Origin of the sequence: Streptomyces sp. NPDC001933, assembly GCF_042890955.1 — a bacterium.
Lineage (GTDB): Bacteria > Actinomycetota > Actinomycetes > Streptomycetales > Streptomycetaceae > Streptomyces.
Genome location: NZ_JBIASS010000003.1, coordinates 324891 through 350948, shown reverse-complemented (window position 1 = coordinate 350948; position 26058 = coordinate 324891). Strand labels below are relative to the sequence as shown.

Sequence of the window (26058 nt, the reverse complement as noted above, 5' to 3'; positions counted from 1 at the left end):
CGGATCGGCGGCCACGCTGATGGCCCGGAGGGCGCGTCGACGCGGCTAGTTTTGGCCCATGGCCGAACTGCTGCTGCACCTCACCGAAGGGCCCCTGTGGGAGGCGGCCCGCGGGATCGGGACGTACGAGATGTCCACCCGCGGCCGCACCCTGCACGAAGAGGGCTTCATCCACTGCTCGCTGCCGCACCAGCTCCCCGGCGTCGCCGAGATGCTGTACGGCGCCGGGAGCGGGGCCGGGACCGGAGACCAGGAACTCGTGGTCCTCGTTATTGATCCCGACCGGCTCCCGGTGCCCGTACGGTACGAGTCCGTCGCGCCCGGTGGCGAGGAGTTCCCGCACATCTACGGCCCCGTCCCGGTGGACGCGGTCGTGGAGGTGCGCCCCTGGCCGCGCAAGGAAGGCGACCCCGCATGAACAACCCACCCCCCACCGGCCCGGAGAACCCGGACGCCCCCATCGTCGCCGTCACCGGCGCGGGCGGAGCCGTCGGCGGCCGGGTCGCACGGCGCCTGGCGCGGGCCGGCGTGCCCGTGCGGCTCCTCGGGCGCGACCCCTCCCGGCTGCCCGAACTCCCCGGCGCCGTGGCCGCGCCGCCCGCCCGGTACGGCGACGGCGAGGCGATGCGCCGCGCCCTGGCCGGGGCGCACACGCTGTTCCTCGTCTCGGCGCACGAGAGCCCGTACCGGGTGCGGGAGCACACGACGGCTGTGGACGCGGCGGTCGCCGTGGGCGTGGAACGCATCGTGTACGTCTCGTTCCTGGGCGCGGCGCCGGACGCCACGTTCACCTTCGCCCGGGACCACTGGCACACCGAGGCGCACATCCGGGCCGCCGACATCCGCCACACCTTCCTGCGCGACAGCCTGTACCTCGCCGGGATCCCGGCCATGACCGGCGCCGACGGAGTGCTGCGCGGACCGGCCGGGGACGGCCGGGTGGCGGCGGTGGCGCACGACGACATCGCGGACGCCGCGGTCGCGGTCCTGCTGGCCGACACCGAGAGCGCCGACACCCGCCACGACGGGATCACCTACGAGCTCACGGGCCCGGAGGCGTTCACCCTCGCCGAGGCGGCCGAGGAGCTCACCAGGGTCACCGGCCGGACCGTCACCTACCTGCCGGAGACCCGGGAGGAGGCCTACGCCTCCCGGGCGCAGTACGGCGCCGAGGACTGGGAGGTGGCCGGCTGGGTGACCTCGTACGAGGCCATCGCCACCGGCGAGATGGCCACGGTCTCGGACGCCGTACCGGAGCTCACCGGGCATCCGGCGACGAGCCTGGCCACGTTCCTGCGGGAGCATCCGGACAGCTACCGGCACCTGCTGAAGACGGACTGACCCGGGACCCGCTGAAGACGGACCGGCCCGGGACCCGCTGAAGACGGACCCACCCGGCGTCGGACGGAGCCGGACCGGCCGACCTCGCGTCGGGCGGCGCCGGAGAGGGGAAGAGGCCTGCGGCCATGCGTACGGAGACCCCGTGGGGCCCTTGGGATCCGCCCCCGCCGGACGAGGCCGCACGCCTCTTCGCACCGTTGCGTGTCCCCTGGTGGATCGCCGGGGGATACGCGGTCGAATTCGCCGTGGGCCATGCCTTCCGGGACCACGCCGACATCGACGTGCTGCTGCTCCGCCGCGACCAGCTCGCCGCCCAGCGGCTCCTGGCGGGCTGGGATTGGTGGGCCGCGGACCCGCCCGGCACCCTGCGCCCCTGGCTGCCCGGCGAGATCCTGCCGCCGCACGTGCACGACATCTGGTGCCGTCCGGGGCCCGACGAGCCCTGGCGCATCCAGCTCATGCTCGACGACACGGAGGGCGACGACTGGCTGTTCCGCCGCGACCCCCGCATCCGGCTGCCGGTCGGCCGGCTCGGCCGGGTCTCCGAGGGCGGCGTCCCGTATCTCCGCCCCGAGGTGCAGCTCCTGTACAAGGCCGGGTCCCCGCGCCCCAAGGACGAGCAGGACTTCGCGAAGGCGCTGCCGGTCCTCGACGCGGACCAGCGCGCCTGGCTGACCGGGGCCATCTCCCTGGCCCAGGACGCGGGGCACCCGTGGGCGGTGCGGCTGCGCGCCCGTCCGGCGGGCTGACGGGGCGCTAATCGCCGCCACGGGGCGGGCGGCCGGTCCTCAGCTCACGTACGCGCCCGCCCGGGCCGCCGCCTCGGCCGCCCCGGCGGCCCGGTCCGCCGCCGACTCGTCGAGCGGGTCGCCGCTGGCCAGCAACCGGTAGTAGAGCGGCGCCGACACGGCGCGGATCACCTCGTCCGCGTCCGTGCCCGCGGGCAGCTCCCCGCGCTCCACGGCCTCGGTGACGCAGCCGGACCACTCCTTGATCCGGATCGCGTAGAACCGGTGCAGCGCCTCGGCGGTGCGCGGGTCGCAGGTGGCGGCGGCGATCACGGACCTGAAGAGCGCCCCCTGCCGCGGGTCGGAGAGGGTCGTGGCCACCAGCCGGGCGTTGGCCCTGAGATCCTCGGCCAGCGAACCCGTGGCCGTGCGGGGCGAGGACTGCTCGGCCATGTCGTCGAGCAGGTCCGCGATCAGGCCGGTGGGGGTGGACCAGCGCCGGTAGACGGTCGTCTTTCCGACCTCCGCGCGGCGCGCGACATCGGCGAGATCCAGCCGGTCGAAGCCGTGCTCGGCCAGGGCGTCGCCCGCCGCACGCAGGACCGATTCCCGGACCCGGGCGGTACGGCCACCGGGCCGGACGCTGCCGGGTTCCACACCCTCAGAAGCCATAACGGGTCTCCAGTTCCATTAGTAACTCTTCCTCTGCTACGGTGACTCCCATCTTAACGGAACTGTGGTCCCGTTAAAACTCTCCGTCCCTGCTCCGTCGAGGAGTCCCATCATGTCCGCACCCAGCCAGGTCCCGTCCGGCGCGACCGCCGCCGCCGCGCCTTCCCTCGCTCCCTCCGCCCCCTCCGCCGCCTCGTCGAAAACCCGTATGACCGGACGGCAGAAGCTCGTCCTCGTACTCCTCCTCGGCGCCCAGTTCATGATCGCTGTGGACTTCTCGATCCTGAACGTGGCACTGCCGGTCGTCGGCGAGGGGCTCGGCTTCTCCCTCTCTCATCTCCAGTGGATCGCCACCGCGTTCGCGCTCGCCGCCGCCGGCTTCACACTGCTCTTCGGCCGTGTCGCCGACCTCGTCGGCCGCAAGCGGCTGTTCCTCGCCGGCATGGTCGTCCTCGGTCTCTCCTCCGCCCTCGGCGGACTCGCCACCTCGCCCGAAGTGCTGCTCGTGGCAAGGGTGTTGCAGGGTCTCGCCACGGCGGCCGTCACCCCGGCCGGGCTCGCGCTGCTGACCACCGCCTTCAAGGAGGGCCCGCTGCGCGAACGCGCCCTGGGGCTCAACGGGGCGCTGATGTCCGCCGGATTCACCGCCGGGGCCATCCTCGGCGGCCTGCTCACCGATCTGCTCTCCTGGCGCTGGGCGTTCTTCATCAACGTGCCGGTGGCCGCCCTGGTGGTCGCCCTCGCCCCGGCCGTCATCACCGACTCGCGGCCCGCCGCGCGCCCCCGGCTCGACGTCCCCGGCGCCGTGACCGTCACCGGCGGTCTGCTCCTGCTCGTCTACGGGCTGACGCAGGCCGGCGAGTCCGGCTGGACCCGGCCCACCACCCTGGCCGCACTCCTCGCCGGGCTCGCGCTCCTCGTCGCCTTCCGGGCCGTCGAGAAGAAGGCCGCGGCACCGCTGGTCCCCGTGCACATCCTGAAGCGGCGCAGCGTCATCTGGGGCAACACCGCCGGTCTCATCGCCTTCGTCACCGAGACCTCGCTGGTCTTCCTGCTCACCCTCTACCTGCAGGAGGTCCTCGGGTACTCACCGCTCGCCACCGGTCTCGCCTTCGGCGTCCTGGGCATCGGCACCGTGATCGGCGGCACCCTCGGCGGCCGCGCCGTCGGCCGGTTCGGGAACCGCAGGACCATCGTCACCGGCGGGGCCGTCCAGGCCGTCGCCACCCTCTCCCTGGTGGCGCTCGGGACGTCGGGGGCCTGGATCACGCTTCTGCTGGTGGCCACCTTCGTCGGCGGCATCGGCAACATGCTGATGATCGTCGCCTTCATGGTCACCGCGACCTCCGGTCTCCCCGACGAGGAACAGGGCCTGGCCACCGGCCTCGCCACCATGACCCAGCAGGTCGGCATCACCATGGGCATCCCGGTCATGAGCGCGGTCGCCACCGCCCGGATGTCCGCACTCGGCGACACCGGCCCCGAGGGCGTTCTCTCGGGGGTCTCGGTCGCGATCCTGGTCAACTCGGCGCTGGTGCTTGCCGGGGCGCTGCTCGCGGGCACCTTCCTCGGGCCACGGCGGACGGGGAGCGACGCGCGGCGGTGAGAGCGGGGAAGCGGGGGGGGGGGGGGGGGGGGGGGGGGGGGGGGGGGGCGCGGGGGGGGGGGGGGGGGGGGCGGGGGGCGGCGGGGGGGGGGGGGGGGGGGGCGCCGCGCGCCCGGCCCCGCCGCGGCGGGCCGCGCCCGGCGCGCCGCGCCCGCCGCCCCGCCCGCCCCGCGCCCCCCCCCCCCCCCCCCCCCCCCCCCCCCCCCCCCCCCCCCCGCTTCCCGGTCCGCGGCGCGTCTCAGCCCCCGTCGTGGGCCTTCTGCAGCGCGGCGATGTCCAGCTTCTTCATGGTCATCATCGCCCTGGTGGTCCTGGCGGCCTTCGCCCCGTCCGGATCGGTGACCATCCCCAGCAGCACCTCCGGCACGACCTGCCAGGAGAGTCCGTACCTGTCCTTCAGCCAGCCGCAGGGCCCCTCCTCGCCCCCGTCCGTGAGAGTGCCCCAGTAGTAGTCCACCTCGGCCTGGTCCGCGCAGCGGATCTGGAACGAGATGGCCTCGTCGAACGTGAACTCCGGGCCGCCGTTCACCCCCACGAACTTCTGGCCGTTGAGCTCGAACTCGACCGTCATCACCGACCCGGCGGGCCCCGGCCCCGCCTCGCTGTAGCGGCCGATCGCCCCGAGGCGGGAGTTCTTGAAGACCGAGACGTAGTACTCCGCCGCCTCCTCGGCCTGTCCGTCGAACCACAGACATGTGGTGAAGCCCTCGGTGGTCATCGCTGTCTCCCCTCATTACGCAGCCCCGTCGCCTGCGCAGATACACCCATACCGACCGGTCCCGTCCCGAAAAATCACCGTTGTACTGGGGGTAACTCAAGGGGTACAGGTATCGGCCGACTTCATATGGTCCCTGTGGATGGCTCGAAATCGCCTCGGCGACACGGCTGCACCCCACATCTAACAACCGGCCCGGAGGGTTCCGTGACCGCGCGGCGGACGCGGGTCATACCCAGGTCCGACCCCGAGATCCGGGCCGTGATCCGATGCCCCGGCCGGGGGAGGGGCGGCATCGTCGGGGCATGACGAACCGAACTGCCCCCATGGGCACACCGGCGACCGCCATCGGCGCCCGGCTGCGCGTCGCGCTGCCGGTGGAGCGGATGGGCACAGCCGGATTCACCGGACGCTGGGCAGCCGGCACCGCCATGGTGCTCGGCCCGGTCCTGATGCTGGCCGGGGCGCTGCTGCGCGTCCGCTTCCACTTCTTCTACCCGGACCAACTCGCCGCGTACGAACGGCACCCCACGCTGATGGCCACGGCGTACGGCCTGTTCGCCGCCGGGAGCGTGCTGCTCTGGCCCGCCGTAGCCGTGCTCGCCGCCCGGATCGGCGCCCGCAGCCCGGGATGGGGGCTGTGGGGCGGAGTCCTGGTCGTCTTCGGGCTGTTCGCCCGCGCCTTCCACGCGGGAGTGGACCACCTGGCCTTCCAGCTGGTGCGGTCGCGCGGGGCCGAGGCCGCCACCGAGGCCGTGACCGCCGGCTACGGCGCCTTTCACGTCTTCGCCGCGCTCAACCTCGCCGTGCTCGCGGGCTGGATCGTCCTCGCACTCGGGGCCTGGCGCACCCGGGTGCTCGGGCCGGTGCGGGCCGTCGCGCTCGGCCTGACGGCGGCGCTGCCCCTGGGAGTTCTCAAGGGCACCACGCCGATGTCGCTGGTGGCCCTGGCCGGGCTGTGCGTCGCACTGATGCCGTCCGGCGTCGGCCTGCTGCGCGAGGCGCCGCGACCCGGCCGGGCGGCGGCGCTGCGGTGGGCCGCGCTGACCCCGGTGGCGATCGCGTTCATGGTGCTGATCGGACAGGCCGGCTGAATGCGCCGCCCGTACGGATACCGTCGGACCGTGATCCCCACGGTCGACCGCCGCCGTCTGCGGCTCCAACTCCTCGACCTCGTCGCGGCGTTGTCCCTGACCGCCGTCTACGTCGGTTTCGTCCGGATGGGTTCCGGCGACGGCCAGGCGCACTACACCGGGCCGCTCTGGACCGGGTACCTGGTCGCCGCCGCGGTGGGCCTGCCCATCGCCGTACGCAGGCGCCGGCCGCTCCTGGTCCTGGCGGTCGTCCTCGCCGCACTGGCCGCCGCCTCGCTCCTGGACATCGTCCGCGAGCCGTACGCGGCGGCCGGTTTCGGGGCCTACCTGGTCGGCCTCGCCGAACCGGCCCGCCGCTCCGTACCCGCGCTGGCCGTCGCGCTGACGGTGGCGGGCGGCGCCGTCTACCTCGGCGAGGCCGTGGTCACCCCGGCCGAGGACCCTTTGGGGGCCGTGGGAGTGGCCGGGCTGGTGGTGCTGGTGATCGGTGGTTCCTGGGGTGCGGGCCGCACGGTGCGCGGGCGCCGGGCCGACGCCGTACGGGACGAGAGGCGTCGCGCGGAGCGTGCGGTGGCGGAGGAACGCCTCAGGATCGCCCGGGAGTTGCACGACATCGTCTCGCACAACCTCGGCCTCATCGCCGTCAAGGCGGGCGTCGCCGGACATGTCGCGGACGCCGATCCGCAGGAGGCGAGGGCCGCGCTGAAGATCATCGAGGAGACGAGCCGGTCGGCGCTGGCCGAGATGCGGCGCACCCTCGGCGTACTGCGCGGCCAGAGCACACCCCCCGGCGCGGACGCGACACCCGGCCGGGGCGGGCAGCTCGGCCCGGGCGCCCCGCTCGGCCCGGTCCCGGACCTCGGCCGCCTGGACGCGCTGGGTGTCGAGGCCGAGCGGGCGGGCACGGACATCCGCTTCGCGGTCAACGGCACGGAGGGACTGACCGAGGGGATGCGGATGACCGTCCACCGGATCGTCCAGGAGGCCGTCACCAATGTCGTACGGCACGCGTCCCCGACCCGGTGCCGGGTCACGGTCGCGGCGGACACGCGCGAGATCCGCATCGACGTCGTCGACGACGGGCCACCGGCGGGCCGCCGACGGACCGGACACGAACTTCCCGGCGGGCACGGACTGTTGGGGATGCGGGAGCGGGCCATGATGTACCGAGGCAGCTTCGCTGCGGGGCCGCGCCCGGAGGGCGGCTTCGCGGTGTCCGTCCGGCTGCCGGTCGACGGGGAGCGGAACACATGACCGACGGAGCACCGGTCCGGGTGCTGGTCGCGGACGACCAGGCCATGGTGCGCGGCAGTTTCCGCGTACTGGTCGATCACACGCCCGGCATGACCGCGGTGGGCGAGGCGGCGACCGGCGCGGAGGCCGTCGAACTGGCCCGGCGCGAACGGCCGGACGTGGTGCTGATGGACATACGCATGCCGGAACTCGACGGCATCGAGGCCACCCGGCGCATCTGCTCGGACCCCGCCACGTCCCGGGTCCGCGTCCTGGTCCTGACCACCTTCGACCTGGACGAGTACGTCTATGCCGCACTGCGCGCCGGAGCCACCGGCTTCCTCCTGAAGGACACCCCGCCGGCGGAGGTCCTCACCGCCATCGGAGTCGTCGCCGCGGGGGAGTCGCTGCTCGCGCCCTCGGTCACGAGCCGTCTGATCGCGGAATTCGCCAGCCGCCCGGAGCCGGGACGGCCGCCGTCCCGTTCGCTGGACGGGGTCACGGACCGGGAGCTGGAGGTGCTCGGCCTGATCGCGCGCGGCCTGTCCAACACGGAGATCGCGCAGCACCTCCGGCTGAGCCCGGCCACGGTGAAGACACACATCGGCCGCCTGCTCGCCAAGCTCCGGGCGCGCGACCGCGCCCAACTCGTCATCGTCGCCTACGAGACCGGTCTGGTCGACGCCCGCAGGCGCGACGGTCTCAGACGGTGACCTTGGGATCCGTCGGCCCGAGGTACTGCACGGCGGTCCGTTCGCAGTGCGGTGCGAGCAGGTTCCTCAGCTCCTGGGCCGCGACCCCGACGAGGTCGCCGTCGTGGGTGGTGCGGAGGGTTTCGAGCACGAATACGACGCGGTCGGAGTCCTCGGTGACACGGGTGCGGTGGGCGTCGCGGTGGTTCCAGTGCCGGGTCAGGACGCCGCCGGCGTCCGCGTAGACGATCTCGCCCGGCTTGGGGTTCTCGACGGCTTCGGGCTCGCCGAGTGGAGTGAACTCCTCGCTGCCGTCCGCGTACCGGATGTCGACGTCGCCGGTGACGTGGTCCAGGTCGAAGGCGCCGGCGGGCAGACCGTGACGGACGGAGACGGCGTTGTACGAGTCGACGGCCGGGTTGATACGCGGCAGGGTCCCGCGCTTCGCGAAGCGGCGGCCGAGCGCGTCGACGCTGGGCCGGACGCGGCGCGGGTTGGTGCCGAAGGAGCGGTAGGCGGTGTGCCACGCCTCGATGCGCGGGTCGGTCTCGGCGGCGGGCTGCCAGACACCGTCGGCGAGCCCCCGCTCCAGGCCCTCCAGGGCGGCTGCGGTGTCGGGCCAGGGCTCGCGGCCGCGCAGGCCGGTGGCGGTGACCAGGGCGATGAGAGTGTCGGGGAAGGCGTCCGTGACGGCGGGGGCGATGCGGAAGGTGGTCATGAGCGGTGTTTCCGTTTCCTGGGTGCGCGGATGCGCGGGTGCGTGAATGTGCTCAGGTCAGGGCGAGGAGGCCGACGGCGACGGCGGCGGTGCCCAGGCCGACGAGTTGGCCGCGGTGGATGCGCTCGGCGAGCACACCGCGGGCGAGCAGGACCGTGCCGGCCGGGTAGAGGGCGGTGATCACGGCCACGATGGTCAGGTCCCCGCTGCGGGCGGCGAGCAGGAACATCAGGTTCGCCATCGAGTCCAGGACGCCCGCGGCGGCCGACATCGCGTAGGCGGGCCGCTCGGGGCCGAGCTTGCGGTACATCAGCCCGGCGACGGCCAGGGTGACGGCGGAGGAGACCGCGCGACCGATGATCAGCGGCGCCACACCGCTGTCCGAGGGCGCCTGGTGCAGGAAGATCAGCTGGAGGGCTATGGCGGAGCCCGCGCCGAGGGCCAGCAGCAGCGCGGTACGGGACGGGCGCACGACCCCGGCGCCGTGCCCGGCGCTGACCAGTACCACCGCGAACAGCGCGAGCGGCAGGCCCACCAGTCCGGCGGAGCCCAGGTGCTCGCCCTGCAGCAGGCCCACCCCGACGGGCAGCGCGGCGGAGACCAGGGCGGTCACCGGCGAGAGCACGTTCATCGGGCCGATCGCCAGGGTGCGGTAGAGAAGGGCGAACGCGGCGGCGGAGACGACCCCCGACGCGGCACCCCAGCCCAGGGCACCGAGGCTGAACGAGGCCCCGAGCACCGGCCACAGCAGCAGCTCGACCGCGAGCGACGCCGGGGCGGCGATCATCACCGTACGCAGGACATGGGCCTTGCGGGCACCGAGCCCGCCGAGGAAGTCGGCGCACCCGTATGCGAGTGAGCTGCCCAGAGCCAGGAGCAGAGCGATCACAGCACATCCCTTACCATCATTGAAACGACCGCACCGTACAACGGATCGACCGGTCGGTGTCAACCAAATGACCGCACGGTTCAATCCAGTAATCCGTGACGGGGATGGAGATCAGATGGCCGAGACGGCCGCAGCCCTGCGGACGGTCGCGTACAACGTCAGGGCGGCCCGGACCCGCGCGGGCCTGACCCTGGACGAGCTGAGCCGGCGCGCCCAGGTCAGCAAGGGGGCCCTGGTGGCACTGGAGAAGGCCCAGGGCAACCCCAACCTGGCCACCCTGGTCCGGCTGGCCGACACCCTCGGCATCTCGGTCTCCGCCCTGATGCAGGGACCGTCCGAGGGCCGCGTCCGCGTCGTGACCGCCGAAACCGTCGCACCCCTGTGGACCGGGCCGCAGGGCGGCGAGGCCCGGCTCATGCTCACGACCTCGGGCCCGGCCCCGGTCGAGATCTGGCGCTGGCGACTGGAGCCCGGCGAGGAGTACCCCAGCCACCCCCACCAGGCCGGAGTCACCGAGACCATCAGCGTCACCGCCGGCCGGATGACCCTGCTCGTCGACGGCGAGGAGCACCCCGTCGAAGCCGGCCAGACCGCCACCTTCGAGGGCGACGCCCCCCACGCGTACCGCGGCTCCGGCACCGGGACCTGCCACCTGGTCATGACGGTCCACCTGCCACCGGGCCCCGTCGCTGCGGCCTGACCCCAGCACCACGCCCCGTGCGGCGCCGCCCTGCGGCGGCGGTGCGCCAGCTCTATGCGGGTTCGTCGCCCGCCTGCCCAGCGCCCTCGGCTGTGCCTGTCTTCTCGCGCATCTTGCGTACCAGCTCCGCCTTCTTGTCCGCTGCATTTTGGCGGTCGAGGTTGCGGTGTGGACCGTTGTTCTGCCGTTCGACGCGGGACAGCTTTTTGCGCTGGCCGCCGCCCTGGCCCACGGGGTTGTTGATGTTCTTGCTGTCGGTCACGGGTTCTCCCGGTATTGATGTGAAGTGATCTGCGGATTCATCGGTGGGGGACGGGCGGCGACGTCGAAGAACGTCAGCAGAGACCCATCACGCTCTCACTCGTGAATCGGCGTCTGGAAGAACATGACAAGGACGTTACCCGGTTCCGTCGGCCCCGCACGCCAACCTTTTCGCCGCCCGGCGTCGGCCGGGCCTTCGGCGAGCGCCCGGGGTCAGCCGAGGTCGAGCAGGGCCTGCTCGCCGAGGGCCTGGGCGTAGGCGCGCTGGTAGCGGTGGCCGCTGGCCGGGTCGGTGGCCAGCTCGTACGGTGCGTTGTCGGGGGCGCTGGAGAGCACCTCGGTGGGGAGGCCGAAGCGGTCGCGCAGTCGGGCGGCCATGGCGAAGGCCAGGGACTGCATGTGCGATGCGCCGTTGATCTGGGTGCCGACGACCAGCGCGATGCGCTCGGGTTGGGTGGCGAGGGTCCGCGGGGCCAGTGCGTCCTCGGCGTGGTGGAGGGCGTTGGCGGGGACGGTGTTCGGCGACGATCAGCAGACCGCGGCCGTCGACGGCGGCTTCCTCGGGAACGCGCTTCGTCGGCCTGTTCTCGCCACTGTCGTGGACCTCGATCCGCAGCTCCGCGTCGAGGGACTCGACCCGTACCAGGACCAGCCGGCCCACGGGCACCCCGTGAAGCACGGCGTTGGTGACGAGTTCCGAGGTGCACAGCCGCATGTCGTCGAGGCGGCTCGTCTCACCCCATTCGGTCAGCGTGGCGGCGACGAAGTCGCGAGCAGCGCGCGGTGTGGTCCGGCGGCGGGGGAACAGCCTGGTGCGGTGCCGACCCGTGCCCGGAAGGAGATGTGGGGCGGCGTCGGGCGCCTCGTTGGTGAGTCTGCTTGCCATGGTCAACAGCAAAGCGACTTAACTCATTTGGGTCGGGAGCCAGCACGGGGGCCAAGACGGGGGCCACTATGGGGGCCAGAGGTCACGTGTTCCTGGGGGACGGCATGGGCGACACCGGGATCGGCGCCTTGCTCGTCCGGCTGCGTACCGCGCACGGCTGGAGCCAGCAGAGGGTCGCCGACGAGTACAACGCCCTGGAGGGGCGTTCCGCGAAGACCGGCAAGGAGATCGGGCGGTACGAGCGCGAAGCACGGATCCCGACTCCCTACGCCCGGAAGTACCTGGCGCATGTCTTCGGTGTGGATGTCGCCCTGCTCGACCAGGCCGTGGCCATCAGCAAGGGGAGGCGGGACGGGACCGGCGGCGAGGTCGTGCTGCCCGCACTGGCGCCTGCGGCTTCTTACGCCAGTGGTGATCGCCTGTCGGAGGACGCGGTGCGTTCGGCCGACTTCGCCCGCTTCATCGCGCAGCGGAACGCCGTCGAGTTCGTCATCGAGCAGCTGGAGGCGGACGTCCACCGGCTCGCCCGCACGTACGTCAGCCACCCGCTGATGGAGCAGTACGTCGAGATCAAGCGGTTACGGGACGGGGTTTTCGATCTGCTGCGCGGACGCCAGCACCCCCGGCAGACCGCTGACCTCTACCTCTCCGCTTCTCACCTCTGTGGCCTGTCCGCGCATGTCTGCCTCGACCTCGGCGACTACGACTCCGCCGCCACCCACACCCGTACCGCACGCGCCTGTGCCGAAGCGGCTGGGCACGAGGGGATGCTCGCCTGGGTACGGTCCGTGGAGTCGTTGATTGCGTACTGGACCGGGAGGTACGAGCAGGCGGCTCGGCTGGCGCAGGTCGGCCGTCGGCACAGGGGTGAATGGCAGCATCGGTGCACGGCTGGCCAGTCTGGAGGCGCGGGCGTTGGCGATAGTCGGCGACTCGGCAGGGGCGCTCGCCGCCCTGGGGGACGCTGAACGATTCCGTGAGGCGATCTCGGGTCGGGACGAGATGCCGGGAGTGTTCGACTTCCCGGTCGCCAAGCAGTTCGCGTACGCCGGAACGACCCTTCTGGCTGCAGGCGGACAGGAGCGCGTTCAGAAGGCCATCGTCAGCGCGGAGACGGCGATCCGGCTCTATCGAAGCGCGGATGGTGATGACCAGTCCGTGGGAGACCTCTTCGCCTCGCACCTCGACCTAGCCCACGGTCATCTGCTCTTGAGTGACCTGGATGGCGTCGAGGAGATGCTCGGCTTCGTCCTTACGGCCTCGCCGGAGCGCATGTCAGCCAGCATCGTGCGCCGACTCATCGTTCTCGGGCGGGAGCTGGAAGGGCCGCAGTACGGTGGAGCTGCGCAAGCGGTGCACCTGCGCGACCGACTCCAGCACACGGCCGTCCGTGCGTCCCTGCCCGCCGTCCACCCTCCGGAGTTGCCGACGTGACCGACCTGTCCGCTGCCCACGACGCCTCCGTCACCGACCGGGCTCGCCTGGCTGGCAGCGCGTACAACGGAGACCGGGACCTTGCGGCCCGGCAGTCGCTCTACCGGTGGCAGACGCCCCGGTACGACCTGCCTGGCCTCGTCGCCGAGCGGCTCAGCGATGTACGCGGCCGGGTTGTCGACATCGGTTGTGGCAACGGCAAGTTCATCCAGCGGCTCCGCCAGGACCGCCCGGAACTGTCCCTGCTCGGTCTCGACATCGCTCCCGGCATCCTTGCCGGCGTCCCCGGTCCGGTCGCCGTGGCGGACGCCACGCGGCTTCCGCTGGCGGCGGGCAGCGTCGACGCCGCTCTTGCGCTCCACATGCTGTACCACGTGCCCGACATTCCTCAGGCTGTCAGGGAGCTGGCCCGGGTCGTCGCCCGTGACGGGCTGGTGGTCGCCTCCACCAACAGTGACCGCGACAAGGCCGAACTCGACGTCCTCTGGCAGCGGGCCGCCGGCGACGTCCTCGGCATCGACCGAGGTCCGGCCCGCATCTCGCTCAGTGCCCGCTTCTCCCTGGAGAAGGCTCCGGCCTTCCTTGGGGAGGAGTTCAGGCGGGTCGAGGTTGTCGAACTGCCAGGGACTATCACTGTCCGCGACCCCGGACCCGTCATCGCCCACATGGCCTCTTACCGAGCCTGGGCAGACCAGCACGACGTGCCCTTCGATGCGACCATTGACCGGGCCCGTGCCCTCGTCGCCGACGACATCGCCCGCGATGGCGCGTACGAGATCACCTGCCTTGGCGGGATCCTCGTCTGTCGCAGGTGATCCGCCCGAGCTGACGCTGCGGCCAGTGCCTCGGTCAGCTGCCGGACGACTGCCTCACGGCCAACGAAGATGTCCTCGGCGATGTCGTCGGCCGACGGTGAGATCGCGGCCGCGTGCGGCGCGTGCGAGCCGCCGGCTCCGACGGCTGTCGGCTGCGCCGGGAGGGCTGGGGCCGGCGGCCAGTCCAGAGCCGGATCCTGGTTGAAGGAGAATTCCGACCCGCGTGGCTGCTAAGTGTTGAGGGGGGCCCGGGAGCCAGCTCTTTAAACTTGCCAGCCGAGCAGGCGTTCGTAGGGCGTAGCGATTGGGGGGCTGACCGCGATACTCCTTGGGGTGGTGCAGAGCGTAGTGCTTGAGGTTTCGTCGTGGAGGTTTGAGTGAGGTCGTGGGAGAACGACCCGGCGTATCAAGCAGTGGAGCGGGCGTTCATCAACGCAGATCCGCTTGAGCAGGTGGGAGGCCCCCTCGACGTGCGCGCGGTGGTGGCGGGTATCCCGGCGGTTGCCAAGGACGGGTTTCTGATCGAAGAGGTGCCTTGGGGCCGCTTCCCCGAGGGCGTCAGAGTTCAGGAGAGCATGGAGCGACTGCGCTCAGGCGACGCAGCCGCCGTCGATAGGGCTCTCGACATGCTCGGGGGCCTGTGCGCCAACGACATGAGGGCGGCGGTGGCACCGGCCGTGCCGTTCCTGCTGCGTATCGGAGCTGATCCGCAGGCTCACCACCGAGCTGATGCCTTGGCCGTGGTTTCCGCGGCGGCGCGTTGGAGGCACCACGGTGTGTGCACGCGTGCCGACATGCTTCGGCCTCGCTACAGCGGTGACGAATGGGGCTTCGAAGTCACCGGATACCTGGGCAACTGGTCGGTCGAGGCCGCCCGTGATGCGATCGCGGCGGACGTGGACCTTCTCAAGGCTCTACTCGACGACCCCGAGGCCGACATACGCATGGAAACCGCATACGTGCTGGCGGCTGCATCCGGCCGCGCGCATGTCATACGGGACGCGCTCCACGTGCGCCTCGACATCGATGACGATCCGAGCGTACGCGCGGGCCTGGTGCTGGCAGTTGCGGAGTTGGCCCGGGCCCGCCAAGACACGGGGGCCCTGGAGTGGACCCAGTCGCGCTGGTCCGATCGGACACAGCCCTCCGAGGTGCGCGTCAGCGCCGGGCTGGGGTGGATGTGCCTTTCCGACGCACCAGTCCCGGACGAACTGCACGCCATGCTGGACAGCCTCGCCACCGACGAGACAGCCCGTGTGATGGCCCCGCTGCCATGGATGCGTGCGATCGAAGGCATCCACGGCGACGGCCTGCGCCGCTGCCTCCGCAAGATGTTGCACCCCGGCGCACCCGATCCCGAAGATCACTGGGACCCGTGGTCCTGAGCTGCTCTCCCCGGGGTCAGCCCAGAGGCCGCACGTGCACCCCGGTAGCTGCGGGGTAAGTCGGGGAGGGCACGGGAGCGGGGACGCCGACCGGGGTTTGCCCGGATGTCGCCCGTACCCGATCGCTGGGCTGGGTCGCGATGCGCCAGATGAGGACTTGGGCCGGGTGCTCGGCGGTGATCATTTCGCGTTCGGCGACGGCCTGGGCCAAGAGCCGGTGCTGGTGATGGCCGGCGGACTCGGCGTGGGCGAGGGTGGTGACGAGGGCGGGCCAGGCCGGGTCGGCGAGGATGCGGTCGGCTTGGGCGGGGATGGTGTGGCCGATGGCGGCCTCGAAGCGGTGGGCCGGTTTGTAGGTGGGGTGTTCGGCGGGTGAGTTCGGTCAGGATGGGAGCGGCAGCCTGCTCGTAGCCGGCCTGGAGGCCGCAACGACATCCAGGTGCTCTTCAAGCACCTGTCCGACCAGCTCGGCCCCGGCAGCGTGCGGAACGTCTACGACGTCCTCGTGCGTCATGACCGCCGCCGTGGACGACAAGGTCATCGCTTCCAGCCCGTGCCGCAGGATTACCCTCCCCGCCATGCCGGACGAGGAGGTCACCCCGCCCACGGCCGAGCAGGTCGAGGCGATGGCGCGGGTGATGCCGCCGTACATCCGCGCGGCGATCGCCACCCTTGCCGGATCAGGGCTGCGTATCGGTGAACTGCTCGGCCTGAAGGTGTCGGACGTCGACTTCAAGGCCGGCACCGTCCGCGTCGAGCGGCAGCGGCTCCAGTCGGGGAAGATCGGCCCGCCGAAGACCGCCAAGTCCCGGCGTACGGTCCCCGTCGGTGAGGTCGTCACAGACGCGCTCCCCGCGCATCTCGCCGCACACCCCCCAGGGAGTGGCTGTTCACGATGGAGGAGGGCGAGCCGCTCAACTACCGGCGATGGAAGACCGAGTGGAGCTGCGCCCGCAGGGCGCTCCAGGCGGAGGAGAGCGAGGCGGCCAAGCGCGAGGGCCGCAAGCCCGTCGAGCTGCCGCACATGGTCACCCACGACCTGCGGCACTTCTACGCCTCCGCGCTCATCGCCGGTGGCGCGAGCGTCAAGCAGGTGCAGTTGGTCCTCGGGCACGCGCCCGCCGTCATCACAGTGAGGATCTACGCGCACCTGTGGCCGGGCGAAGGAGACCGCACCCGGGCCGTCATGGACGCCGTGCTCGGCGGCCTGCGGACCGGGTGCGGACAGCTAAGCGGCACGACCCGTGAAAGAGCAGGTCAGACCGCCTAGAGGGAGATCAAGCCTTCTTCGTCTCCCAGAAGATCTTGTCGATCTGGGCGATGTAGTCCAGCGCCTTCTGGCCCGTCGCCGGGTCCGTGGAGGCCTTCGCGGCCGACAGGGCCTTCAGGGCGTCGTTGACCAGCTGGTGCAGCTCCGGGTACTTCTCGAAGTGCGGGGGCTTGAAGTAGTCGCTCCACAGCACCGAGACGTGGTGCTTGGCGAGCTCGGCGCGCTGCTCCTTGATGACCACCGCGCGGGCCCGGAAGTGCGGGTCCTCGTTGGCCTGGTACTTCTCCTGGACGGCCTTGACGGACTCCGCCTCGATGCGGGCCTGGGCCGGGTCGTACACGCCGCAGGGCAGGTCGCAGTGGGCGCTGACCTTCACCTTGGGGGCAAACAGGCGGGAAAGCATTGAGCTGTCCTTCCTCGTGATCGTCTTCTCAGGTGGGACATTACTCGGTGAGAGACGTGATTTCGTGGGTGCCCCCATGGGCTTAGGCCAAAAGTCCAGGGCGAGGATGGGACCAGTGGCCGAATGTACGTAACGCTGTACGGGACGGTGTACTGGACGGACCGGGGAGGTGCCGGAGAGATGCGGGACGTGCCGGAGGTGCCGGAGGTGCCTGAGCTGACGCAGGGACAGGGCGGGCGCGGGATGTCGCCGTTCCAGGTGGTGGAGGTGACCGGGCCGTCGATGGTGCCGACGCTCCATCACGGGGACTGGCTGCTGGTGCATTACGGGGCCGTGGTGCGCCCCGGTGACGTGGTGATTCTGCGGCATCCTTTCCAGCAGGACCTGCTGGTCGTCAAGCGGGCCGCCGAGCGCCGTCGGGGCGGCTGGTGGGTGCTGGCCGACAACAGCTTCGCGGGCGGTGACAGCACGGACTACGGGACGGTGCCCGAGGAGTTCGTACTGGCCAGGGTCCGGGCGCGCTACCGGCCGCTGAAGAAGGATCAGCGGTCGGTGCTGGGTGTGGTGACCTGGGCGGTCTCCGCGCTGCGGCCGGTGTCGGCCGCCCGTTCCGTCTCCAGGCGCTTGCGGGCCCGGTAGGCGGCCACATTGGCCCGGGTCGCGCAGCGGTCGGAGCAGTAGCGGCGCGAACGGTTGGTGGAGGTGTCGAGGTAGGCGTTGCGGCACGGCGACGCCTCGCACAGGCCGAGCCGATCGACCCCGTACGAGGTGAGGTGGAAGGCGAGACCCATCGCCGCGATGGCGGCGTACCCGGCCGTCGCGTTCGACGGATGGTCGGCCAGGTGCATGTGCCAGTCCGGCCTTCCGTCCTCGTCCCGGGTCTCGTGGCCGGAGATCTGCGGGCTGACCGGGAACTCCAGCAGCAGTGAGTTGAGCAGGTCGACGGCGAGTGTCTCGTCCCCGCCGTCGGCCGCCTCGAAGACCGAGCGCAGCCGGGCCCGTACCGACCTGAAGCGGGTCACGTCCGCGTCGGTCGCCCGCCGGGCCGCCTGGCCGTTGGCGCCGAACAGCTCGCGGACCGCCTCCACGGAGGTGAGGGAGTCCTTGTTGCGGGCCGGCTCCTCGGTGTTGACCAGACGTACGGCGTAGTCCGAGTAATAGGCCAGTTCCACTTGTAGTCCTTACGGCGTGGGTCTATGGTCGGTGCAGCGAACGATGTAATGGGCCTTTTTGGGTCCAGGGTATTACATGGAGGTTCCTGGTGACTGAGACATCGACGGGTACGGACTGGCGGGCCTGGCAGGAGAGCTGGGACCGGCAGCAGGAGTGGTACATGCCCGACCGCGAGGAGCGGTTCCGGGTGATGCTGGACATGGTCGAGGCCCTCGTCGGGCCGCGGCCGAGGGTGCTCGATCTCGCGTGCGGTACGGGAAGTATTACGGACCGGCTGCTCAAGCGGTTCCCGGAAGCCACCAGTACCGGCGTGGATCTCGACCCGGCGCTGCTCGCCATCGCGCGCGGCTACTTCGACGGCGACGAGCGCGTCGCCTTCGTCACCGCCGATCTCAAGGACCCCGAGTGGGCCGGGCGGTTGCCGTACGACTCGTACGACGCCGTCCTCACCGCCACCGCCCTGCACTGGCTGCACACCGAACCGCTCACCGCGCTCTACGGGCACATCGGCGGGCTCGTCCGGGACGGCGGGGTGTTCATGAACGCGGACCACATGATCGACACCGCGACGCCCCGGATCAACGCGGCCGAACGCGCCCACCGGCACACCGTCATGGACCGCGCCAAGGCCGCGGGCGCTCTCGACTGGGCCGACTGGTGGGCGCTGGCCGCCAAGGACCCGGTCCTCGCCGGACCGACCGCCGAGCGCTACGAGATCTACGGCGAGCACGCGGACGGCGACATGCCCCCCGTGCGGTGGCACATCGACACCCTGCGCGAGGCGGGATTCGGGGAGGCGCGGACCGTCTGGGCCTCGCCCTCGGACACCCTGGTGCTCGCCGTGAAGTAGCGGGATGAGGGGGAGGGGCGGGCGGTACGGCCGAAGGCCGTGCCGCCCGTGATCTGTTTCCGGGCGCACCGCCCGTGATTTATTTCCTGACGTCGCTGCAACCCGCTCTGCACCCCACCGCACTGGAAGGGTGAGACGGTCCGCACCCGCGGACCCGGAGAGGGGCGCCGACGATGCGGATCGATGACGATGCCGCGCTGCACGCCTTCGTCGAGGGCAGACGTACCGCGCTGTTCCGCAGCGCGTACCTGCTCTGCGGCGACCGGCACGAAGCCGATGACCTGGTCCAGGCGACGCTGGTCAAGGTGGTGCTCGGGGGGCGGCGGTACGGACGGCTCGACAACATCGAGGCGTACGCGCGCAAGACGCTGATCAACACCTTCATCGCATCCCGCCGCAGGTTCTGGCGGCGCGAACAGTCCTACGGCGAACTGCCCGACCGCGCCGACCGGGCGCCGGACACGGACACCGGGCTGGCGGTGCGGGCGGCGCTCGCCCGGCTCACGGACAAGCAGCGGGCCGTACTGGTCCTGCGCTACTGGGAGGACCTGAGCGTCGAGGCCACGGCCGGGCTGCTCGGGATGCGGGAGAACACGGTCAAGAGCCACGCGGCTCGGGGGTTGGCGGCGCTGCGCGCCGAGATGGCGGAGGAATTGGTATGAGCAACGACGTGCACGAGCTGCTGGGGCGGGCCGCGGACGACGCGGGAGCACCGGCCACCACCACCCGGACGGTGTACGCCGGGGCCGCCCGGGTGCGGCTGCGGCGGCGGGTCACCGTCTCGGTCGCGGCGGCCGCCGTGGTCGCGGGCGGAGCCGTCGTGGTGCCGAACCTGGCCGCGAAGGGCGGCGACACGCAGGAGACCGCGGTGGCGGCCCCGGTCGAGCTCGCGGGGAACAGCGGTCGGGCGAAGGACCTCGCGAAGGTGCTGCCCAAGGACGTCGGGGACATCGATCAGGTCTCGCTGTCGGTCGTCATCAAGGGCGCCACCTCCGAGCGGGAGATGCCGCACCTGGAGGGACCGTTGGACGGGCACTTCTCGGTACGCAAGGACGGTGGTGTCGGCTACCTCGTCATCGGCTACATGAAGACCGGCAGCTCCGCCGCGGGGGACAACCCGTGCGAGGCCGCCCCCGGGGTGCCGGCCATGCCGGACTGTGTGAACGAGAAGCTGCCGGACGGGCGGGTGCTGACGACCTGGAGCGACCCGATGAACTACGACGGCGCGCCGCAGTGGGGCAGGGAGCTGACCGGCCGGCTCACCTTCAAGGACGGCGGGGTGCTGTCCGTCCGTGACAGCACCGGCTTCAAGGGCGAGCGGGCGCAGGGCCCGCTCCTGAAGACGCCGCCGCTGACCCGTGCCCAGCTGCGGGAGCTGCTGCTCAGCCCGCAGTTGCTGCCGAAGAAGTAGGAGAAGCAGGGGAACGGACGGAGAAGGGCGGTACGGAGCTCTCGGCTCCGTACCGCCCTTCTCCCGCTGCTGCTAAAGGACCTTCGACAGGAACGACTTCGTGCGGTCGTGCTGCGGGTTGGTCAGCACGTCGCGCGGGTGGCCGGACTCGACCACCACGCCGTCGTCCATGAAGACCAGCGCGTCGCCGACCTCACGGGCGAAGCCCATCTCGTGGGTCACCACGACCATCGTCATGCCGTCCTCCGCGAGACCGCGCATGACGTCCAGGACGTCGCCCACCAGCTCCGGGTCGAGCGCCGATGTCGGCTCGTCGAAGAGCATCAGCTTCGGCTCCATGGCCAGGGCACGGGCGATGGCCACCCGCTGCTGCTGGCCGCCGGAGAGCTGGGAGGGGTAGTTCTTCGCCTTGTCGCCGAGGCCGACCCGGTCCAGCAGCCGCTCGGCCCGCGCCCTCGCGACGGCCTTGGACTCGCGCCTGACCTGGACGGGGGCCTCCATGACGTTCTCGATCGCCGTCATGTGCGGGAAGAGGTTGAAGCGCTGGAAGACCATGCCGATGTCCCGGCGCTTCAGCGCGACCTCGCTGTCCTTGAGCTCGTAGAGCTTGTCGCCCTTCTGGCGGTAGCCCACCAGCTCGCCGTCGACGTACAGCCGGCCGGCGTTGATCTGCTCCAGGTGGTTGATGCACCGCAGGAACGTCGACTTGCCGGAACCGGACGGGCCGATCAGGCAGAAGACCTCTCTGGGCGCGACCTCCAGGTCGATGCCCTTGAGGATGTGGGCGGCGCCGAAGGACTTGTGGACGCCCTCGGCCTTCACCATGGCGGTGGCGGTCATGCGATGCCTCCCTTCGGGCGGCCGATGGACAGGAGGTTGGCCCTGACCTTCTGGAACGGGGTGGGCGGCAGGTTGCGGCTCGAACCGCGCGCGTAGTACCGCTCCAGGTAGTACTGGCCGATGCTCAGCACCGAGGTCATGATCAAATACCAGGCCGCGGCCAGGAAGTACATCTCGACCGGGGCTCCGGACGCCTGCCCGATGTCCTGGGCGTACTTGAACAGCTCGTAGAACTGCACCGCCGCCACCAGCGACGTCGTCTTGAGCATGTTGATCACTTCGTTGCCCGTCGGCGGCACGATCACCCGCATCGCCTGCGGGATCACGACGCGGCGCAGGGTCTTGCCGTGGCTCATGCCCAGCGCGTGCGACGCCTCCGTCTGGCCCTCGTCGACCGAGAGCAGACCCGCACGGCAGATCTCGGCCATGTAGGCGGCCTCGTTGAGACCCAGGCCGAGCAGCGCCGTCAGCAGCGGCGTCATGAAGCTCGACCAGTAGTCCTTGTAGATCGGCATCAGGTTGATGTACTCGAAGACCAGGCCCAGGTTGAACCAGACGAAGAGCTGGACCAGGACCGGGGTGCCGCGGAAGAACCAGATGTAGAACCAGGCGATCGACGAGGTCACCGGGTTCCGTGACAGCCGCATCACGGCCAGCAGAACGCCGCCGACGATGCCGATGACCATGGACAGCGCGGTCAGCAGCAGGGTCTGGGTGACGCCCTTGAGGATGCGGTCGTCGAAGAAGTAGTCCGGGACCGCACCCCAGTTGATCTTGCCCTGGCTGAAGGCGTAGACGATCGCGACGAGTGCGGCGATGGCGATGACGGCCGAGACGTACCGGCCGTAGTGCCGGACCGGAATGGCCCTGATCGCCTCGGGACCGGAGGACTGGGTGAGGGGTATGGGCGGCTGGTCGGCCGGGCCCGTCTTCTTGATGTCAGTCACAGGAAGAACCTTTCTGCGCCGGTCCCTGATCAGGATCCGCCGTTCACCTTGGCCTCGGTGACCGCACCGGCCTCGACACCCCACTTGGAGATGATCTTGCCGTACTCGCCGTTCTTGATGATCGCGTCCAGCGCCGCCTGCACGGCCTTGGTCAGTTGGTCGTTGCCCTTGGCGACGGCGATGCCGTACGGGGCGGCCTCGACCTGCTCGCCGACGATCTGGAAGTCCTTGCCGCCGCCCGAGGTCTTCACCGCGTACGCGGCCACCGGGAAGTCGGAGGAGCCGGCGTCGGCGCCACCGCTGCGCAGCCGGGTCTGGGCCTCCAGGTCGTTGTCGAAGGTCTCGATCGCGATCTTCTCGCCGCCCGTGCACTTCTTCGACTCGTCCTTGGCGAGGTTGTGCGAGACGGTGCCGCGCTGGACGGCGATCTTCTTGCCGCAGAGATCCGCCCAGGTCTTGATTCCCTGGTCGTCGCCCTTCCGGGTGTAGATCGAGACTCCGGCGGTGAAGTAGTCGACGAAGTCGACGCCCTCACCGACCTTCTTCTTCGTCTCGGAGTCGATGCCCTGCTGGCGGTCCTTGGTGTCGGTCATCGACGACATCGCCAGGTCGTAGCGCTTGGAGCGCAGACCGGTGATCAGCGTGTCGAACGTGCCGTTCTGGAACTCGAAGGTCACGCCGAGCTGCTTGCCGAGCGCGGCACCGATGTCAGGGTCGATGCCGACCGTGTTGCCGGACTTGTCCTTGAATTCGACCGGCGGGTACGCGATGTCCGAACCGACCTTGATGACGCCCTTGTCCCGGATCTCCTTGGGCAGGAGGTCAGCGAGCGGCGCCTGGGCCGATGCCGAGTTGTTCCGCGGGTTGTTCTTGGTCTGGTCGCCACAGGCGGCCAGCAGCATGGTGCCGGCGACCGCGATGGCGCAAACCGCTGCGATCCTGGATTTCGCGGCCGTGCGACGAGTGGTGCTTGCGGTCATGATCGGGTTGCCTCCGGCAGGTGAGGGTGGTGTTACCAGGTGGTATGGACACACGACTTCGGATGTCGCCCCCCTGTGGGATTAGGGCATCTTGCCATTCGGACTGGCTCGAACTGGTCGCCGATCGTGTCAAAATCGGATAACGGGCGATCCCCGAACCTCACGAGGCCGGTACACGAGGCCGGAGCATCTCTGGGGTTTCCACCATCACGCCGGAAGATCTGCGGCGCGTCTCGACTGGTGGACGCTTTTGTCGCTTGGCGGACTTGTCCAGATATTCGACTATGAGTCACGTCACCGAACCGATATGGACTCGTCGATGACGCGGTTCGTCCGGTAAGAAAGACCTTTACACCCCTCATCCGGGGCTCAGGGCGCGTGTGCGGCGCGCCCGCGCGTATGTATTTCCCCCTGCCGGGGCGGGCCAACCGCCGACGTGGGGCACGTACGCGGTGCCCGCCCACCCCTCCTCAACCAGGAGTGGCCACCCTCAAACGATGAAGACTTAAGGGGTCAACACCATGGCAGCGGAGATCGTCAATCCTCGCAGCGACAGCACCACTGACAGCACCACCGATGAGCCGTTCGATCCGGCCTTCGCTCTCCACCGCGGAGGGAAGATGGCCGTGCAGGCCACCGTTCCCATCCGTGACAAGGACGACCTGTCCCTCGCGTACACGCCCGGCGTCGCCAAGGTGTGCAGCGCCATCGCGGAGAATCCCGACCTGGTCCACGACTACACCTGGAAATCGCAGGTCGTCGCCGTCGTGACGGACGGCACCGCGGTTCTCGGCCTCGGTGACATCGGACCCGAGGCGTCCCTCCCCGTGATGGAGGGCAAGGCGATCCTGTTCAAGCAGTTCGGCGGCGTCGACGCGGTGCCGATCGCACTCGCGACCACCGACGCGGACGAGATCGTCGAGACCGTCGTCCGGCTCGCGCCGTCCTTCGGCGGCGTGAACCTGGAGGACATCTCGGCGCCGCGCTGCTTCGAGATCGAGCGCAAGCTCCAGGAGCGGCTCGACATCCCGGTCTTCCACGACGACCAGCACGGCACCGCCGTCGTGACGCTCGCGGCCCTGCGCAACGCCGCGAAGCTGTCCGGCCGGAGCCTCGGCGACCTGCGCGCCGTCATCTCCGGCGCCGGCGCCGCGGGCGTCGCCATCGCGAAGTTCCTGCTGGAGGCGGGGCTCGGCGACGTCGCCGTGGCCGACCGCAAGGGCATCGTGAGCCAGGACCGCGAGGACCTCACCGAGGTCAAGCGCGAGCTGGCCGAGCTCACCAACCGGGCCGGGATCTCCGGTCCGCTGGAGAGCGCGCTGGCGGGCGCCGACGTCTTCATCGGCGTCTCCGGCGGTACGGTCCCCGAGGCGGCCGTCGCCTCGATGGCGCCCGGCGCGTTCGTCTTCGCCATGGCGAACCCGAACCCCGAGGTCCACCCCGACATCGCGCACAAGTACGCGTCCGTCGTGGCGACCGGGCGGTCCGACTACCCGAACCAGATCAACAACGTGCTGGCCTTCCCCGGCATCTTCGCCGGTGCCCTCCAGGTCCGGGCCTCCCGGATCACCGAGGGCATGAAGATCGCCGCGGCGAACGCGCTGGCCGACGTCGTGGGCGACGAGCTCGCGGCGGACTACGTGATCCCGTCGCCGTTCGACGAGCGGGTGGCGCCTGCGGTCACTGCCGCGGTGGCGGCCGCCGCGCGGGCGGAGGGTGTGGCCCGGCGCTGAGCCGGCTGAGTGAGGGGCGGGGCGGGGTACGAGTTCCCGGGTGCGGGGTGCGCCTGCGGCGGGCTTGTTCCCCACCCCGCCCCTTCCCGTAACCGGGGGCTCCGCCCCCGGACCCCCGCTCCTCAATCGCCGGAGGGGCTGGATTCCGGGCTCCGCCCCCGGACCCCCGCTCCTCAATCGCCGACGGGGCTGGGATGCGCGGTGCGCCCACCCCACGCGGTGCGCGTCACACCCGTGGCCGGTTACGTCCGGCCCGCGCCCGGCCTATCGTCGGGGCCATGTTCGCCGCCTACGCATCCCGCATCGACCGCGACCAGCCCCTCAACGGCCTTGAGCTGGGCGAACGCCCCGCCCCCGAGGCGCGACCCGGCTGGACCACCGTCAATGTCCGGGCAGCCTCCCTCAACCACCACGACCTCTGGTCCCTGCGCGGCGTCGGCCTCGCCGAGGACAAGCTGCCGATGATCCTCGGCTGCGACGCGGCCGGGACCGACCAGGACGGCAACGAGGTCGTCCTGCACTCCGTCATCGGCCAGACCGGTCACGGCGTCGGCCCGGATGAACCCCGCTCCATCCTCACCGAGCGATACCAGGGCACCTTCGCCGAGCAGGTCACCGTCCCCAGCTGGAACGTGCTGCCCAAGCCGAAGGAACTCACCTTCGAGCAGGCCGCCTGCCTGCCGACCGCCTGGCTCACCGCGTACCGGATGCTCTTCACCAACGCCGGAGTGCGCCCCGGCGACTCGGTCCTCGTCCAGGGGGCGGGCGGCGGCGTCGCCACCGCCGCGATCGTGCTCGGCCGGGCGGCCGGGCTGCGGATCTACGCCACCAGCCGCGACGAGGCCAAGCGCAAGCGGGCCGTCGAGCTCGGCGCGATCGAGGCGTTCGAGCCGGGGGCGCGGCTGCCGCAGCGCGTCGACGCGGTCATCGAGACGGTCGGCGCGGCCACCTGGTCCCACTCCGTGAAGTCGCTGCGCCCCGGCGGCACACTCGTCATCTCCGGCGCGACCAGCGGCGACCGTCCCTCGCACGCCGAGCTGACCCGGATCTTCTTCCTGGAGCTGAAGGTCGTCGGCTCGACCATGGGCTCCAAGGACGAGCTGGAGGACCTGCTGGCGTTCTGCGCGACCACCGGCGTACGGCCCGTCATCGACGAGGTGCTGCCGCTGGACCGGGCCCGCGAAGGGTTCGAACGGCTCGCGGCGGGCGACCAGTTCGGAAAGATTGTGCTCACCTGCCCTTGAGGAGTAAGGGGTGAGCTGCTCTGATCTGCGCCATGCGA

At 70.9% G+C, this 26058-nt stretch carries 29 protein-coding genes and 4 pseudogenes; 21 read left to right on the top strand and 12 right to left on the bottom strand.

The window, feature by feature from the left end; translation table 11 throughout:
* Positions 1 to 58: 58 nt before the first annotated feature.
* The 3 genes from ACFYY7_RS09360 to ACFYY7_RS09350 all read left to right on the top strand — a co-directional run bounded on the left by ACFYY7_RS09360 (position 59) and on the right by ACFYY7_RS09350 (position 2090).
* Entirely contained in the window at positions 59 to 418 is a 360-nt protein-coding gene (locus ACFYY7_RS09360) for a DUF952 domain-containing protein (protein WP_266729777.1), read from the top strand.
* Positions 415 to 1341 (top strand): NAD(P)H-binding protein, encoded by a 927-nt coding sequence (locus ACFYY7_RS09355; protein ID WP_388659034.1) that lies wholly within the window; start codon positions 415 to 417, stop codon positions 1339 to 1341. The genes ACFYY7_RS09360 and ACFYY7_RS09355 overlap by 4 nt, the downstream gene beginning before the upstream one ends.
* Before the next feature lie 125 nt (positions 1342 to 1466).
* Complete coding sequence (locus ACFYY7_RS09350; RefSeq protein ID WP_388659031.1) at positions 1467 to 2090, top strand: nucleotidyltransferase domain-containing protein; 624 nt, start codon at positions 1467 to 1469, stop codon at positions 2088 to 2090.
* 39 nt (positions 2091 to 2129) lie between these two features.
* Here ACFYY7_RS09350 and ACFYY7_RS09345 read toward each other — a convergent pair whose 3' ends face one another.
* Complete coding sequence (locus ACFYY7_RS09345) at positions 2130 to 2741, bottom strand: TetR/AcrR family transcriptional regulator (protein WP_388659028.1); 612 nt, start codon at positions 2739 to 2741, stop codon at positions 2130 to 2132.
* Between the two features lie 112 nt (positions 2742 to 2853).
* On the opposite strand from ACFYY7_RS09345, the gene ACFYY7_RS09340 reads away from it, so the two are divergent.
* Entirely contained in the window at positions 2854 to 4347 is a 1494-nt protein-coding gene (locus ACFYY7_RS09340) for an MFS transporter (protein ID WP_388659025.1), read from the top strand.
* 238 nt (positions 4348 to 4585) lie between these two features.
* Here the strand turns inward: ACFYY7_RS09340 and ACFYY7_RS09335 are convergent, their stop codons facing one another.
* Positions 4586 to 5065, bottom strand: a complete 480-nt coding sequence (locus ACFYY7_RS09335; protein ID WP_388659022.1) for a VOC family protein — start codon at positions 5063 to 5065, stop codon at positions 4586 to 4588.
* A 302-nt stretch (positions 5066 to 5367) separates the two neighbouring features.
* On the opposite strand from ACFYY7_RS09335, the gene ACFYY7_RS09330 reads away from it, so the two are divergent.
* The 3 genes from ACFYY7_RS09330 to ACFYY7_RS09320 are packed head-to-tail and all read left to right on the top strand — an operon-like array spanning position 5368 to position 8102.
* Positions 5368 to 6156: a hypothetical protein gene (locus ACFYY7_RS09330; RefSeq protein ID WP_388659020.1), complete on the top strand. Its 789-nt coding sequence runs from the start codon at positions 5368 to 5370 to the stop codon at positions 6154 to 6156.
* A gap of 30 nt (positions 6157 to 6186) precedes the next feature.
* Complete coding sequence (locus ACFYY7_RS09325; RefSeq protein WP_388659017.1) at positions 6187 to 7410, top strand: sensor histidine kinase; 1224 nt, start codon at positions 6187 to 6189, stop codon at positions 7408 to 7410.
* A complete protein-coding gene (locus tag ACFYY7_RS09320; protein ID WP_388659014.1) occupies positions 7407 to 8102 on the top strand; it encodes a response regulator in 696 nt (231 codons plus the stop codon). The genes ACFYY7_RS09325 and ACFYY7_RS09320 overlap by 4 nt, the downstream gene beginning before the upstream one ends.
* Here ACFYY7_RS09320 and ACFYY7_RS09315 read toward each other — a convergent pair.
* Together ACFYY7_RS09315 and ACFYY7_RS09310 are read right to left on the bottom strand one after the other, a co-directional pair.
* Positions 8092 to 8799, bottom strand: coding sequence for a B3/4 domain-containing protein (locus ACFYY7_RS09315; protein ID WP_388659012.1), 708 nt, complete (start codon positions 8797 to 8799; stop codon positions 8092 to 8094). The genes ACFYY7_RS09320 and ACFYY7_RS09315 overlap by 11 nt on opposite strands.
* A 52-nt stretch (positions 8800 to 8851) precedes the next feature.
* The gene (locus ACFYY7_RS09310) at positions 8852 to 9688 is read right to left on the bottom strand and encodes an EamA family transporter (RefSeq protein ID WP_388659009.1); all 837 of its coding nucleotides are present in this window, start codon (positions 9686 to 9688) and stop codon (positions 8852 to 8854) included.
* Between the two features lie 115 nt (positions 9689 to 9803).
* Here ACFYY7_RS09310 and ACFYY7_RS09305 point away from each other — a divergent pair, with 115 nt between their 5' ends.
* Positions 9804 to 10388, top strand: a complete 585-nt coding sequence (locus tag ACFYY7_RS09305; protein WP_388659006.1) for a helix-turn-helix domain-containing protein — start codon at positions 9804 to 9806, stop codon at positions 10386 to 10388.
* Between the two features lie 52 nt (positions 10389 to 10440).
* On the opposite strand, the gene ACFYY7_RS09300 is transcribed toward ACFYY7_RS09305, so the two are convergent.
* The 3 genes and pseudogenes from ACFYY7_RS09300 to ACFYY7_RS09290 all read right to left on the bottom strand — a co-directional run.
* Positions 10441 to 10650, bottom strand: coding sequence for a DUF6243 family protein (locus ACFYY7_RS09300; protein WP_388659003.1), 210 nt, complete (start codon positions 10648 to 10650; stop codon positions 10441 to 10443).
* 218 nt (positions 10651 to 10868) lie between these two features.
* Positions 10869 to 11126: pseudogene (locus tag ACFYY7_RS09295) on the bottom strand (hypothetical protein); the annotation flags it as partial.
* A gap of 103 nt (positions 11127 to 11229) precedes the next feature.
* Positions 11230 to 11535, bottom strand: a pseudogene (locus ACFYY7_RS09290) (ATP-binding protein); the annotation flags it as partial.
* A gap of 68 nt (positions 11536 to 11603) precedes the next feature.
* On the opposite strand from ACFYY7_RS09290, the gene ACFYY7_RS09285 reads away from it, so the two are divergent.
* The 7 genes and pseudogenes from ACFYY7_RS09285 to ACFYY7_RS09255 form a co-directional block, all read left to right on the top strand.
* Positions 11604 to 12503: a helix-turn-helix domain-containing protein gene (locus tag ACFYY7_RS09285; protein WP_388659001.1), complete on the top strand. Its 900-nt coding sequence runs from the start codon at positions 11604 to 11606 to the stop codon at positions 12501 to 12503.
* A 43-nt stretch (positions 12504 to 12546) separates the two neighbouring features.
* Positions 12547 to 12969 carry a hypothetical protein gene (locus ACFYY7_RS09280; protein ID WP_388658998.1) on the top strand — a complete coding sequence of 141 codons (423 nt, stop codon included), beginning with the start codon at positions 12547 to 12549 and terminating at the stop codon, positions 12967 to 12969.
* The gene (locus ACFYY7_RS09275) at positions 12966 to 13784 is read left to right on the top strand and encodes a class I SAM-dependent methyltransferase (protein ID WP_388658995.1); all 819 of its coding nucleotides are present in this window, start codon (positions 12966 to 12968) and stop codon (positions 13782 to 13784) included. Before ACFYY7_RS09280 ends, ACFYY7_RS09275 begins: the two co-directional genes overlap by 4 nt.
* Positions 13785 to 14161: 377 nt before the next feature.
* Entirely contained in the window at positions 14162 to 15169 is a 1008-nt protein-coding gene (locus ACFYY7_RS09270) for a hypothetical protein (protein ID WP_388658993.1), read from the top strand.
* A gap of 166 nt (positions 15170 to 15335) precedes the next feature.
* Positions 15336 to 15545: a hypothetical protein gene (locus tag ACFYY7_RS09265; RefSeq protein WP_388658991.1), complete on the top strand. Its 210-nt coding sequence runs from the start codon at positions 15336 to 15338 to the stop codon at positions 15543 to 15545.
* 136 nt (positions 15546 to 15681) lie between these two features.
* Positions 15682 to 15966: pseudogene (locus ACFYY7_RS09260) on the top strand (tyrosine-type recombinase/integrase); the annotation flags it as partial.
* A 74-nt stretch (positions 15967 to 16040) separates the two neighbouring features.
* Positions 16041 to 16439 (top strand): annotated as a pseudogene (locus ACFYY7_RS09255) (tyrosine-type recombinase/integrase); the annotation flags it as partial.
* A gap of 7 nt (positions 16440 to 16446) precedes the next feature.
* Here ACFYY7_RS09255 and sodN read toward each other — a convergent pair.
* Entirely contained in the window at positions 16447 to 16842 is a 396-nt protein-coding gene (gene sodN / locus ACFYY7_RS09250; protein WP_093899557.1) for a superoxide dismutase, Ni, read from the bottom strand.
* 123 nt (positions 16843 to 16965) lie between these two features.
* Here sodN and sodX point away from each other — a divergent pair, with 123 nt between their 5' ends.
* Complete coding sequence (gene sodX / locus ACFYY7_RS09245; protein WP_388658988.1) at positions 16966 to 17481, top strand: nickel-type superoxide dismutase maturation protease; 516 nt, start codon at positions 16966 to 16968, stop codon at positions 17479 to 17481.
* Here the strand turns inward: sodX and ACFYY7_RS09240 are convergent.
* A complete protein-coding gene (locus ACFYY7_RS09240) occupies positions 17385 to 18014 on the bottom strand; it encodes a CGNR zinc finger domain-containing protein (RefSeq protein ID WP_388658987.1) in 630 nt (209 codons plus the stop codon). The genes sodX and ACFYY7_RS09240 overlap by 97 nt on opposite strands.
* 89 nt (positions 18015 to 18103) lie before the next feature.
* On the opposite strand from ACFYY7_RS09240, the gene ACFYY7_RS09235 reads away from it, so the two are divergent.
* From ACFYY7_RS09235 to ACFYY7_RS09225, 3 genes are all read left to right on the top strand, one after another.
* The gene (locus tag ACFYY7_RS09235) at positions 18104 to 18865 is read left to right on the top strand and encodes a class I SAM-dependent methyltransferase (RefSeq protein ID WP_388658984.1); all 762 of its coding nucleotides are present in this window, start codon (positions 18104 to 18106) and stop codon (positions 18863 to 18865) included.
* A 173-nt stretch (positions 18866 to 19038) separates the two neighbouring features.
* Positions 19039 to 19527, top strand: a complete 489-nt coding sequence (locus tag ACFYY7_RS09230; RefSeq protein ID WP_362200788.1) for a SigE family RNA polymerase sigma factor — start codon at positions 19039 to 19041, stop codon at positions 19525 to 19527.
* The gene (locus ACFYY7_RS09225) at positions 19524 to 20276 is read left to right on the top strand and encodes a hypothetical protein (RefSeq protein WP_388658982.1); all 753 of its coding nucleotides are present in this window, start codon (positions 19524 to 19526) and stop codon (positions 20274 to 20276) included. Before ACFYY7_RS09230 ends, ACFYY7_RS09225 begins: the two co-directional genes overlap by 4 nt.
* A 72-nt stretch (positions 20277 to 20348) precedes the next feature.
* On the opposite strand, the gene ACFYY7_RS09220 is transcribed toward ACFYY7_RS09225, so the two are convergent.
* The 3 genes from ACFYY7_RS09220 to ACFYY7_RS09210 are packed head-to-tail and all read right to left on the bottom strand — an operon-like array spanning position 20349 to position 23043.
* A complete protein-coding gene (locus tag ACFYY7_RS09220) occupies positions 20349 to 21116 on the bottom strand; it encodes an amino acid ABC transporter ATP-binding protein (RefSeq protein ID WP_323185731.1) in 768 nt (255 codons plus the stop codon).
* Positions 21113 to 22063 carry an amino acid ABC transporter permease gene (locus ACFYY7_RS09215; RefSeq protein WP_388658979.1) on the bottom strand — a complete coding sequence of 317 codons (951 nt, stop codon included), beginning with the start codon at positions 22061 to 22063 and terminating at the stop codon, positions 21113 to 21115. The genes ACFYY7_RS09220 and ACFYY7_RS09215 overlap by 4 nt, the downstream gene beginning before the upstream one ends.
* Before the next feature lie 29 nt (positions 22064 to 22092).
* Complete coding sequence (locus ACFYY7_RS09210; protein ID WP_388658976.1) at positions 22093 to 23043, bottom strand: ABC transporter substrate-binding protein; 951 nt, start codon at positions 23041 to 23043, stop codon at positions 22093 to 22095.
* Between the two features lie 521 nt (positions 23044 to 23564).
* On the opposite strand from ACFYY7_RS09210, the gene ACFYY7_RS09205 reads away from it, so the two are divergent.
* Positions 23565 to 24776, top strand: coding sequence for an NADP-dependent malic enzyme (locus tag ACFYY7_RS09205; protein WP_388658973.1), 1212 nt, complete (start codon positions 23565 to 23567; stop codon positions 24774 to 24776).
* Positions 24777 to 25054: 278 nt separating this feature from the next.
* Entirely contained in the window at positions 25055 to 26020 is a 966-nt protein-coding gene (locus ACFYY7_RS09200) for a zinc-binding dehydrogenase (protein WP_266729757.1), read from the top strand.
* The last annotated feature ends 38 nt before the right edge of the window (positions 26021 to 26058 follow it).

Bases quoted from the DNA above. Each gene is read 5' to 3' on its own strand.
- ACFYY7_RS09360 (WP_266729777.1), top strand. From the start codon at position 59: ATGGCCGAACTGCTGCTGCACCTCACCGAAGGGCCCCTGTGGGAGGCG.
- ACFYY7_RS09355 (WP_388659034.1), top strand. From the start codon at position 415: ATGAACAACCCACCCCCCACCGGCCCGGAGAACCCGGACGCCCCCATC.
- ACFYY7_RS09350 (WP_388659031.1), top strand. From the start codon at position 1,467: ATGCGTACGGAGACCCCGTGGGGCCCTTGGGATCCGCCCCCGCCGGAC.
- ACFYY7_RS09345 (WP_388659028.1), bottom strand. From the start codon at position 2,741: ATGGCTTCTGAGGGTGTGGAACCCGGCAGCGTCCGGCCCGGTGGCCGT.
- ACFYY7_RS09340 (WP_388659025.1), top strand. From the start codon at position 2,854: ATGTCCGCACCCAGCCAGGTCCCGTCCGGCGCGACCGCCGCCGCCGCG.
- ACFYY7_RS09335 (WP_388659022.1), bottom strand. From the start codon at position 5,065: ATGACCACCGAGGGCTTCACCACATGTCTGTGGTTCGACGGACAGGCC.
- ACFYY7_RS09330 (WP_388659020.1), top strand. From the start codon at position 5,368: ATGACGAACCGAACTGCCCCCATGGGCACACCGGCGACCGCCATCGGC.
- ACFYY7_RS09320 (WP_388659014.1), top strand. From the start codon at position 7,407: ATGACCGACGGAGCACCGGTCCGGGTGCTGGTCGCGGACGACCAGGCC.
- ACFYY7_RS09315 (WP_388659012.1), bottom strand. From the start codon at position 8,799: ATGACCACCTTCCGCATCGCCCCCGCCGTCACGGACGCCTTCCCCGAC.
- ACFYY7_RS09305 (WP_388659006.1), top strand. From the start codon at position 9,804: ATGGCCGAGACGGCCGCAGCCCTGCGGACGGTCGCGTACAACGTCAGG.
- ACFYY7_RS09285 (WP_388659001.1), top strand. From the start codon at position 11,604: ATGGGGGCCAGAGGTCACGTGTTCCTGGGGGACGGCATGGGCGACACC.
- sodN (WP_093899557.1), bottom strand. From the start codon at position 16,842: ATGCTTTCCCGCCTGTTTGCCCCCAAGGTGAAGGTCAGCGCCCACTGC.
- sodX (WP_388658988.1), top strand. From the start codon at position 16,966: ATGTACGTAACGCTGTACGGGACGGTGTACTGGACGGACCGGGGAGGT.
- ACFYY7_RS09230 (WP_362200788.1), top strand. From the start codon at position 19,039: ATGCGGATCGATGACGATGCCGCGCTGCACGCCTTCGTCGAGGGCAGA.
- ACFYY7_RS09225 (WP_388658982.1), top strand. From the start codon at position 19,524: ATGAGCAACGACGTGCACGAGCTGCTGGGGCGGGCCGCGGACGACGCG.
- ACFYY7_RS09220 (WP_323185731.1), bottom strand. From the start codon at position 21,116: ATGACCGCCACCGCCATGGTGAAGGCCGAGGGCGTCCACAAGTCCTTC.
- ACFYY7_RS09210 (WP_388658976.1), bottom strand. From the start codon at position 23,043: ATGACCGCAAGCACCACTCGTCGCACGGCCGCGAAATCCAGGATCGCA.
- ACFYY7_RS09205 (WP_388658973.1), top strand. From the start codon at position 23,565: ATGGCAGCGGAGATCGTCAATCCTCGCAGCGACAGCACCACTGACAGC.
- ACFYY7_RS09200 (WP_266729757.1), top strand. From the start codon at position 25,055: ATGTTCGCCGCCTACGCATCCCGCATCGACCGCGACCAGCCCCTCAAC.